Annotated in this window: 1 protein-coding gene; it reads right to left on the bottom strand. The window is 48.6% G+C overall.

The window, feature by feature from the left end; genetic code table 11:
* Window positions 1-508: TGS domain-containing protein (locus tag R7R24_RS30640; RefSeq protein WP_318120708.1), on the bottom strand; the 508-nt coding region annotated here is incomplete at both ends.

Genomic DNA, 508 nt, shown 5'->3' with positions numbered 1-508 from the left:
AAGGGTTACGGTCAACACGAGCACCAACACAGGAATTACCTACATCGGTATGTACCGCGTAAGCAAAATCTACAGCTGTCGCGCCAAGTGGCAGTTCAACAATACGACCTTTTGGTGTGAAGACGTAAATCTCATCTGGGAATAGATCCGATTTTACGTTTTCAATGAATTCGAATGAGTTACCGGCACTTTGTTGTAGCTCAAGCAAGCTTTGCATCCAACGTTGCGCTTTCACTTGTGCGGTCGTGCCCGACTTATCGCCCTTGTCTTTATAAGACCAGTGCGCTGCGACACCTTTGTCCGCCATTTGATCCATATCTTCAGTACGGATCTGCACTTCAACAGGCACACCGTGTGGGCCAACCATGGAAGTGTGAAGCGATTGGTAGCCGTTTGCTTTTGGTACCGCGATGTAGTCTTTCATGCGACCTGGACGCGGCTTATACAAGCTGTGCACTTGGCCTAGAACGCGATAACAAGTATCGGCAGTATCAACAACCACTCGGAA

It is taken from the genome of Vibrio sp. 704 (assembly GCF_033339295.1).
Note: the sequence above shows the minus strand (reverse complement) of the source record. Positions and strands in the feature narration are given on the sequence as shown.